The organism is Candidatus Zixiibacteriota bacterium (assembly GCA_014728145.1).
Taxonomy (GTDB): domain Bacteria; phylum Zixibacteria; class MSB-5A5; order JAABVY01; family JAABVY01; genus WJMC01.
The window spans coordinates 1-8,130 of record WJMC01000253.1 but is presented as its reverse complement, the minus strand read 5'-3'; the positions used below and the strand labels follow the sequence as shown (position 1 = coordinate 8,130).

The 8,130-nt window shown below is 49.2% G+C and carries 9 protein-coding genes; 5 read left to right on the top strand and 4 right to left on the bottom strand.

The features are described from left to right. Positions 1–6 precede the first annotated feature (6 nt). The gene (locus tag GF404_13855; GenBank protein ID MBD3383259.1) at positions 7–615 is read left to right on the top strand and encodes a hypothetical protein; all 609 of its coding nucleotides are present in this window, start codon (positions 7–9) and stop codon (positions 613–615) included. A 4-nt stretch (positions 616–619) separates the two neighbouring features. On the opposite strand, the gene GF404_13850 is transcribed toward GF404_13855, so the two are convergent. Together GF404_13850 and GF404_13845 are read right to left on the bottom strand one after the other, a co-directional pair. Next, entirely contained in the window at positions 620–910 is a 291-nt protein-coding gene (locus tag GF404_13850; protein ID MBD3383258.1) for a hypothetical protein, read from the bottom strand. A 76-nt stretch (positions 911–986) separates the two neighbouring features. Then, positions 987–1,940 (bottom strand): hypothetical protein, encoded by a 954-nt coding sequence (locus tag GF404_13845; protein ID MBD3383257.1) that lies wholly within the window; start codon positions 1,938–1,940, stop codon positions 987–989. Between the two features lie 101 nt (positions 1,941–2,041). Between GF404_13845 and GF404_13840 the strand changes: the two genes are divergently transcribed. From GF404_13840 to GF404_13825, 4 genes are read left to right on the top strand one after another with little or no spacing between them, the layout of a single operon-like run. Beyond that, positions 2,042–2,680: an ATP-binding cassette domain-containing protein gene (locus GF404_13840; GenBank protein MBD3383256.1), complete on the top strand. Its 639-nt coding sequence runs from the start codon at positions 2,042–2,044 to the stop codon at positions 2,678–2,680. Positions 2,681–2,684: 4 nt separating this feature from the next. Next, positions 2,685–3,527, top strand: a complete 843-nt coding sequence (locus GF404_13835; protein ID MBD3383255.1) for a hypothetical protein — start codon at positions 2,685–2,687, stop codon at positions 3,525–3,527. Beyond that, complete coding sequence (locus GF404_13830) at positions 3,520–4,620, top strand: peptidoglycan DD-metalloendopeptidase family protein (protein MBD3383254.1); 1,101 nt, start codon at positions 3,520–3,522, stop codon at positions 4,618–4,620. The genes GF404_13835 and GF404_13830 overlap by 8 nt, the downstream gene beginning before the upstream one ends. A gap of 44 nt (positions 4,621–4,664) precedes the next feature. Beyond that, entirely contained in the window at positions 4,665–5,771 is a 1,107-nt protein-coding gene (locus GF404_13825) for a hypothetical protein (GenBank protein MBD3383253.1), read from the top strand. 250 nt (positions 5,772–6,021) lie between these two features. Here the strand turns inward: GF404_13825 and GF404_13820 are convergent, their stop codons facing one another. Further along, on the bottom strand, positions 6,022–6,399 hold the full coding sequence (locus GF404_13820) for a hypothetical protein (GenBank protein MBD3383252.1): 378 nt from the start codon (positions 6,397–6,399) through the stop codon (positions 6,022–6,024). A gap of 9 nt (positions 6,400–6,408) precedes the next feature. After that, positions 6,409–7,749, bottom strand: coding sequence for a DASS family sodium-coupled anion symporter (locus tag GF404_13815; protein MBD3383251.1), 1,341 nt, complete (start codon positions 7,747–7,749; stop codon positions 6,409–6,411). Positions 7,750–8,130: the final 381 nt, after the last annotated feature.

Here is an 8,130-nt window from a genome sequence, read left to right as displayed (position 1 = left end):
TGACTATTGTGCAAAGGAGTTCTGATGAAGACATTAATTGTATATGGCAGTCCGGATAAAGACGGTACCGGAAGCAGGCTGGGTAAAAGCCTGGTGGCCGGTCTCGGTTCGGAACAGGCTGAAATAAAAGAAATAAATATATATGATTACAACGTGACTGACGTCTGGCCTGATTACTTTGGAGATGCCCTTAAGGGAGATTTCTCGAAAGCCGGTAATGACGATATGGCCACGCTCAAGGAAATGATGCTGTCCGCTGATATCATCATCCTGGTATCGCCGGTTTACTGGTACCAGTTATCGGGAAAATTGAAGACTTATGTCGACCGCTTCTCGGATTTCATCAACTCGGATTTCTCAAGCGACCTGGCCGGCAAGGGGCTTGCTCTGGCGAGCACACATTCCGGTTTAAATGTCATGAATTCTTCGAACTATCTCCAGCTTGCGATGGAAGCTACCGCGCGTTTTCTGGGAATGATCTGGATGGGCGGGGTAGAAGCTCCGATCAACCTGCCGGGTGGTTCCGGACCGCATGAGAGCCACTTCATGCTGGCGGAGGATTTTGGCAGGAAACTGGGGCGCGGTGAAAACCTTTTGGGAATAAAAGCTCTCTGAGTGATTATCCCGGAATCCAGATTTTTTCCGCCACCACGGATTCGACTTTGCCTGAAAATGACAGCGGCTTTTTAGACTGGGTATAGAAAAACAATCCCTTATAAGAAGTCAGGTAACGATATTTTTTTGTAAACACACCGGCTGTAGCGCATACCACGACAGGATCGCCCGCACGTCCGACGATTTTCATAAAATTATCTTGATCGAGCTGAACGATTGCCCCGGAAGCCTTGATCGCCTGGGCGATTGCGGCGGCCGCCGCCGCAGCTCCTGACGCTCCTGCTGAGTAAGCCATGATTACCTCCTCGTAAATTGAAACGCACTCATTATTGCTTACAGGTGAGAAGCTGTATTATTCAAATTTTTCGCGATCAGTGAATACTGATAATAGTACCGCCGGCTCCGCAGATATAGAAGCGATTCTTGACCGAGGTGATATCATAGAGGTCGCTGGAAGTCAGCTGGTCATCGAAATTCCAATGCTCGCCGACATCGACGGTATAAAGGATAATACCGCCCTGTCCTACGATGATACCGTTGAAGCGATCGGTGAACTCGAGTGCAGACAGGTGCCGTTCGGGAAATGCGCCTCCCCGGTTATCCCATGACCATCCGCCGTCAAAAGATGTGTAATATGTGCCCGAATCTCCCACCAGGAAACCGTAGGAATAATCATCGAAATGCAGGTCGTTTATCGAGATAGCCTCTCCAATTACATTTTCTTCCCAGTTTGCGCCGTAGTCGGTAGTGTTCCAGATGCTTCCCCGGGTGGCGATCCATCCCCGGCCTTCCTCGAGTATATCCAATGCGGTAGCGCTGTCCAGCGCGACATAGACCTCGCTCCAGTCCGCACCTCCGTCGCTGGTACGAAAGACTGTGCCATAGATCGAACCGTCGCTGTCCACACGGTTAGCCAGGATAATACCGTGGTCGTCGTCCCAGAAATCTATCTCGATAGCGTTTTCCTCCGGATCGAAAGCACGATCCTTGAATACAACTCCGCCGTCAGTGGACTGGTAGAGACTGCCATTGAGACCGGCCGCCCAGACAACTTCCTTGTCCACAGCGCAGACGCTGGTCAGGCGATTTTCGGCTATTTTCTTTGCCGTCCAGGTTTCTCCGGCATCCTCGGTGGCCAGGATACTGCCATCCGCAGTGACCGCCCAGCCATGATTCTTGTCCGCGAAGCTGATGCTCATTATATCTTCAGTCGTGTTGCTGGTCTGAAAAGCCCATTCCATCTCCTCGATCGTTTTCTGCGAACATCCGCATAGAAGCATGGCTGTAACTGTGATTACGAGGATATAACCGATTCTGTATTTCATCGCTGATCTCCTTTTTGTTTCATAAAAGCTACCCGCGACGTACCTGATGTCAACCAAAATCCCTTGCCTGTGGGCGTTTTTTTTACAATTATCAATCTATCATGGCAATACTCGAAGTCGACAAACTGAATTACAGGCTTTCGGACCGAAGGTTTCTGATCGAAAATCTGTCATTTGAAATCGGTCCTTCGAACGGTCTTATGGTCTCCGGGCCGACCGGTTCCGGTAAGACGACCCTGACCAAGATTCTGCTCGGGTTGAAACCGGGCTATGATGGTTCGATCAGGTTCGAGGATCATTTGAAGCTGATTCCGGGAAAAGCTCGTACCACCGCGTTTCGGCGCAGGATCGGATTCATGCTGGAGGAACCGCTGGTGTTTGACAAATACAACCTGATGCAGAATATACAGGTCTACCTGAAACTCGCTAAAATCAGAGTCGACAAGAATACGATTCGGGACAGGCTTTACGATATCGGCCTGGGGGGGATGAATCGTAAACCGATTAGTTCGCTTTCATGGGGGCAGACCCGGGCGGTCGAGATGCTGAGAATTGTCCTTAAATCTCCCCGGCTGGTAATCTGCGATCAGCCCTTCGCCGCGCTCGATAATGAGAAGAAAATCTGGATGAAAAACTGTTTGAACGCCCTGGTCAACTCCGGGAGCGCTGTAATATTCACATTTTCTCTTGCCGAGGTGGGAGAGATGTTTAACTGGCCGAGGATCAGCCTGAAGGAATAAGTATATGCTTGGTGAAACTTTCAGGTTCATATATCGCTACAAGTTTCTGATCTTGAAGACATCTCTTCCGCTGACCTTGATACTTTTAATCGGGTTAGTGTTCCTGTTGGTGGGATACAATCTGGAACAGTCGGTCAAGGGTTTCGAGAACCGTTATTCGCTGGAGATATTTCTAGAGCCCACTGTCGATTCAGCGGCTTTGGATACCCTCAAGATGTATCTGAATTCACAGCCGGGTTTCGATCACCTCGAAGTTGTTACCAGCCAGAACGCTCTGGACAAGATGACCGAGATACTGGGCGAGGACCCGACCCGTGTATTGGGTTACAATCCCCTCCCGATGAGCGTGGTCTTCTATCCCTCTGACAATTACAAGAACCGCACCTATTTAGAAATCCTCAAGCAGGAGGTCGAGAAGTTCGAACATACCGACCAGGCGGTCTTCGCCGGGGAATGGTTGTCGGAACTCGAAAATTTCAATTCGTACTTTATCAAGGTCTCAGCGGTGTTTATGGTTCTGGTGGTGGCGGCATATATCTTTCTATTCCAGATGACGCTCTCTCACCTGTGGCTGAAGCATCAGCCGGATGCCGGCAAGTTTTATCTTATGGGATTGTCCCGATTCGAGATTCGTATACCGGTCTACCTCTGGTCATTGTGCGCGGCGATATTTAATATACTGCTTAGTTTCGCACTTTTAAAAATGGCCTCAGATTACATCGATCGCTATTTTGTAGCCGTCAAATTTTTCGAGCCCCAGCAACTGGTCGCCCTGGCAATTGTATTCAGCGCACTCTCGATCATACTGGCGATAGTAAAACCGATGAAGATCCCGAGCTATGAATAGATCATTATATCTATTGGTGTTTATATTACTGCTGTTTTTAAGCCCAGCAGTCAGTCGTAATTCCGATCTTGATCTCGAACAGCTTTCCCGCAAGAAGCAGGAACTCGACAGTTTGCTGGAAGTTCGCCAGTCAGCGGTCGAGCAGGTTTATCTTTTACAGGAACAACTCAGTCTGACCTCGCGTCTGATCGCCCGGCTGGAAAAACGCCAGGACCGTACTCAATCAGAAATCGAGCAGTTGACGGGCGAAATCAAAAGCAAGAAACAGGCGGTTGCCAGGTTAAAAGAGAGCCTGGCAATAAATCTCAAGAGCTTTTACATGAGCTATCGTCCGCGCCCCACGCTGTTGGTGTTGGCGGGAGATATACACCAGGCCGCCCGGCAGGCGCATTATTTCAAGGCAACCGTCAATGGTCTGAAAACCAACCTAGACAGTATCATGGCCATTCAGGCTGACCTTGAAGGCAAACAATCTCGTCTGAATCGAATTAATGATGAAACCAGGGAACTCGTCCGACGCAAAAACCTCGAAGAAAGTCTGTTGAACATGAAACGTAACCAGAAGCAGAAGCTTTTGACACGAATCGAGCGCGATGTCGACCTCAAACAGCAGTACCTGGAGGAAACATCAGAAAACCGCCGGCAACTTGCTGAGTTGACAGAGGATCTCGGAAGCGGGGATAGCAAAGCTGAATTTCCCCGTATGAAGGGACGGCTGATTCGCCCGGTCGAAGGTCATATTATTCAGCATTTTGGTAGAAAATATGACAACCAGACAGGTACTGAAACCTTCTTTCCGGGTATAGCGATCGAGGTTGAAGTCGGAACCGAGGTTGTCGCATCTGTCTCTGGCAAAGTGGCTCATGCCGATTACCTGCGCGGTTTTGGCAATATGGTGATACTTGCTCATGGCGAGGGCTGGTACACACTTTACGGTCACCTCTCCCGTATCGACGTCGTCCGGGGTGAAGCGGTCGAGGCGGGAGATATCATCGGACTTTCGGGCCAGAGTGGTTCCGATGTCGGTCCGGCCCTGTTTTTTGGTGTGCGCAACCGCGAGGAATCATTCGATCCGGTCGAATGGCTGAAATGACACAAAAGCTGTTGCCGGACGGATTCAATTTCGTATCTTGAAGTATGCAGAAAATTTCTGAACAACCTGAGATTTCCGCACTATTCGAACGGCTGATCCAGAGTGGCAGGCTGGCGTCATCGTATCTTTTTTATGGTCCGGCAGGATGTGGCAAATGGAAGACCGCCCGGGCTGTCTGTGCGCGATTTTTGGCCGGTGACCGGGCCACTTTCGAACCTGACCAGCAACAACGGGTTCTCAACCTGAATCATCCCGACCTGAGCCTGATCTATCCGCTTCCGCCCACCAGGGATACGGCCAAAGGACGCGAGGAGCGTGATAAATATGTCAATCACTATCGTGACCGGAGGCTGAGCAGTCCTTACAGCCCGGTGACCTACGATAAATCGTCTTCAATTCACTTAGACGATATCCGTGACTTCCAGAGACATATCTCTCGTGCGCCTGTCGAGAGTGATTTCCGTACGGCGATTATCGATCGTGCCGAGGCTTCTTTGCCTGCCGGTTTCGACATACTTCTCAAGACGATCGAGGAACCACCCCCAAACAGCCTGATCATACTGGTCAGCGATAACTACGAACGGCTTCCGGAGACTATCCGGTCCCGGTGTCAGAAGATACGCTTTAAACGCATCGAAACCGAAGCTATCGCTCTGCACCTGCGTGAGTCCGCGGGGCTGTCTGCGGACGAGGCCGACCTGATGGCGCGTTTGTCGTTTGGTTCATTGGCACGGGCTGAGGAACTGGCTGATTCCGACTTTTTGAGTCAGCGCGAGACAGCGGTTTCGCTTTTGGCTTACCTGTTCACCAGATCATTCGAGAAATTCTGGCTGGAATTTACCGGCATGATCAATTTCTTTGACCGCAATCAGATCGACAGCCTGCTGGCGATCTGGCAGACGCTCTACCATGATATCGCGCTTAAGTCCGCCGGTGCCGGCGACGACAAGCTTCTCAACCGTGATCTCAGCCCGGTGCTGACCAAGCTTGCTAAGGAAATCGGATCGTTTGAGCATGCCCGTCATGGTCTGGGAAATCTGCTTTCGCTAAAACGCCTGTTTTACCGCAACCTGAGCCCTGAACTGGCTTTTTATGAGACCACGCATCGCTTAAAAAAACGTCTTCCCACGATGCCGGTACGGGATAGATAGACTGGTATTTGTATCCCGAAAGTGATAATTTCTTTAATTGATTCAATTATCGAGTGCTTAGCGGGAATTGCTCAAGTCTTGTAATATCTCGGTGAAACTGTAAATGCCAATTAAGCAAGTCAGTCATGAAGACTTAATCTACATACAACGAGATGGTACAGAGTATGGAACAACGCGAAGGATTTACAGGTCGCAGAAAGGGATCACGGTTGATACATCATCATAATCCCCGATGAGATTAGGCGAATTATTATAACTCATCGTCGTCGGAATAGAGATCGTCGCCGGTCTCTTCTAAGATCTGGTAAATCTTGCGCATCTCCGGTTTGGTCTGCCAGTCTTGTTTGACCTGTTTGAATTCCTCTTTGGCATCCGCAATGAAATCCTTGAATGAGTTCAATGTCTTACGGCCGGAGTCGTGTTTGAACATCGAGATCTGGTGTAGAAAAGACTCGTAAGGTTCGTTAATGTCGAGGTAGCGATGTAGCCTGTAGCGTGCTACGAACTCACCGCATTCAGCACATTCGACATAGACTGTAATGCGCTTATGCTTCTTGAAGGCGACGTAGTTTTTCATTTTTGTCGACTTGCATTTAGGGCAGGTTTCTACTTTTACAGTATATTCCATAAGTACTCCTTATACAATTCCCAGGACTTTCCACCACAGGTAACCGAGCGTGGTAATTATGATCAAAGAAAACAGTGTCACGATTAAGCCGGCTTTTAGCATATCGATAATTTTTATCTCACCGGAACCGTAGGCGATAGCATTGGGCGGAGTCGATATCGGCAGAACCATGGAAGCGGAAGCCGCCCACGCGACCGCCATACAGACCGCAGTCAGGCTCATTCCCTTGATCCCGATCACCATCGGCATCAGCAGGTTGGCAGTCGAGGTGTTGGATATAAACGATGTCATTGTGCCGGAAATAAAGGCCACAATCGCGCTGGTGGCGGATTGAGGAAAGGCAGACAGGTTAATATAGGACATCACCCAATCGGATAAGCCCGATTCCTGGATTGCCACACCTAATGTCAATCCGCCCCCCATCAGAAAGAGAATATCCCAGCTCAGGTTTTTGAAGTCGGATTTACCCATCAGGCCGGATCCGAAGATGACTATTATCGGAATCATGCTGACTACACCGGAGGCCATGCCGTGGATTTCAGTTGTCAGCCAGAGACCGATAGTGATCAGAAAAAGTAAAAGCAGTAGTCTTTGCCGGACGCCAATCGGCTCGCTGGTTTTTGTATCGATGATTAAAGACTGTATTTTGGGTTTATACATCATGAGGATAATCCGCCAGGCTCCAATAACCAGGATCAACGCTATTGGCAATGATGCGATTACCCAGCGCATGAAACTGATCTCGATACCATGATCGGACATGAATTTGATTGCTATCGCGTTGGGAGGTGTGCCGATTGGAGTGCCGATTCCGCCCAGGTTACAGGCGAAGGCGATGCCCAGGATCAATGCCTTGCGGTAGGGATCGTCGGCATCGATACCCCTCATGATCGGAAGCGACAGCGCAATCATCATCGCCGCCGTTGCCGTATTCGACATCCACATCGACAAAAAGGCCGAGGTGATCATCAACCCCAAAAGGATCGTTTTCGGGTTGGAACCGAGCCTGTGCAGGATCATGCGCGAGATTCGTTCATCCAGGCGAAACTTGTGAAGTGTGTCGGCCAGGACGAATCCACCCAGAAAGAGCACGATTATATTGGAGAAAAACGGGCTGAAGTATGTCTCCGAGGGTAGTTTCAAAACCGGGTTAAGAAACACCACTTCGGCAAATAGAATAGCCAGACCGGTGATATAGAGCGGGATGATCTCTGTGATCCATAGAAGAGCGGCCATAACGAAGATTGCCAAACACCTGCGGGGCGCTTCCTCGAGGCTTTCGATTGGCAGGATATAAACCAGAATTGCGGCTAAAACAATAAAAAGAACGGTAATAGTTTTTTGATACATGCAACCCTTCCTTGCATTATCCGGCCGGGAATTTACTGTAGCGTGATGACAAATGCAAGAAGTTTCGATAGACTTGCCTAATTATTTTTGGCGGGTCAAATTGTGGTTTTATTGAGTCAGCATGTAACTTCCTTTGTGGACTGGTAGATCCTGACAAGATCGTGAACCGGAATTGTTTTTTCGGCATATGTAAACATAATCAACTATGCCTTCGCCGGCGGGAATCCGCCCTGCGATACTGACGGCGATGGCAATCCGGATTGTTGATTAGTATTGAATAGTATTACTTCTGGAAAATGTGAGAATCCGGCCGAGGTGTTGATGTTCAGATAGAGCCTGAATCTACGCGAGAAAAAGTTGAGATTTCTACATGACTGATAT

Excerpts from the sequence above, each read along its gene's own strand:
- GF404_13835 (MBD3383255.1), top strand. The coding sequence starts at position 2,685 with ATGCTTGGTGAAACTTTCAGGTTCATATATCGCTACAAGTTTCTGATC.
- GF404_13840 (MBD3383256.1), top strand. The coding sequence starts at position 2,042 with ATGGCAATACTCGAAGTCGACAAACTGAATTACAGGCTTTCGGACCGA.
- GF404_13815 (MBD3383251.1), bottom strand. The coding sequence starts at position 7,749 with ATGTATCAAAAAACTATTACCGTTCTTTTTATTGTTTTAGCCGCAATT.
- GF404_13820 (MBD3383252.1), bottom strand. The coding sequence starts at position 6,399 with ATGGAATATACTGTAAAAGTAGAAACCTGCCCTAAATGCAAGTCGACA.
- GF404_13845 (MBD3383257.1), bottom strand. The coding sequence starts at position 1,940 with ATGAAATACAGAATCGGTTATATCCTCGTAATCACAGTTACAGCCATG.
- GF404_13825 (MBD3383253.1), top strand. The coding sequence starts at position 4,665 with ATGCAGAAAATTTCTGAACAACCTGAGATTTCCGCACTATTCGAACGG.
- GF404_13850 (MBD3383258.1), bottom strand. The coding sequence starts at position 910 with ATGGCTTACTCAGCAGGAGCGTCAGGAGCTGCGGCGGCGGCCGCCGCA.
- GF404_13830 (MBD3383254.1), top strand. The coding sequence starts at position 3,520 with ATGAATAGATCATTATATCTATTGGTGTTTATATTACTGCTGTTTTTA.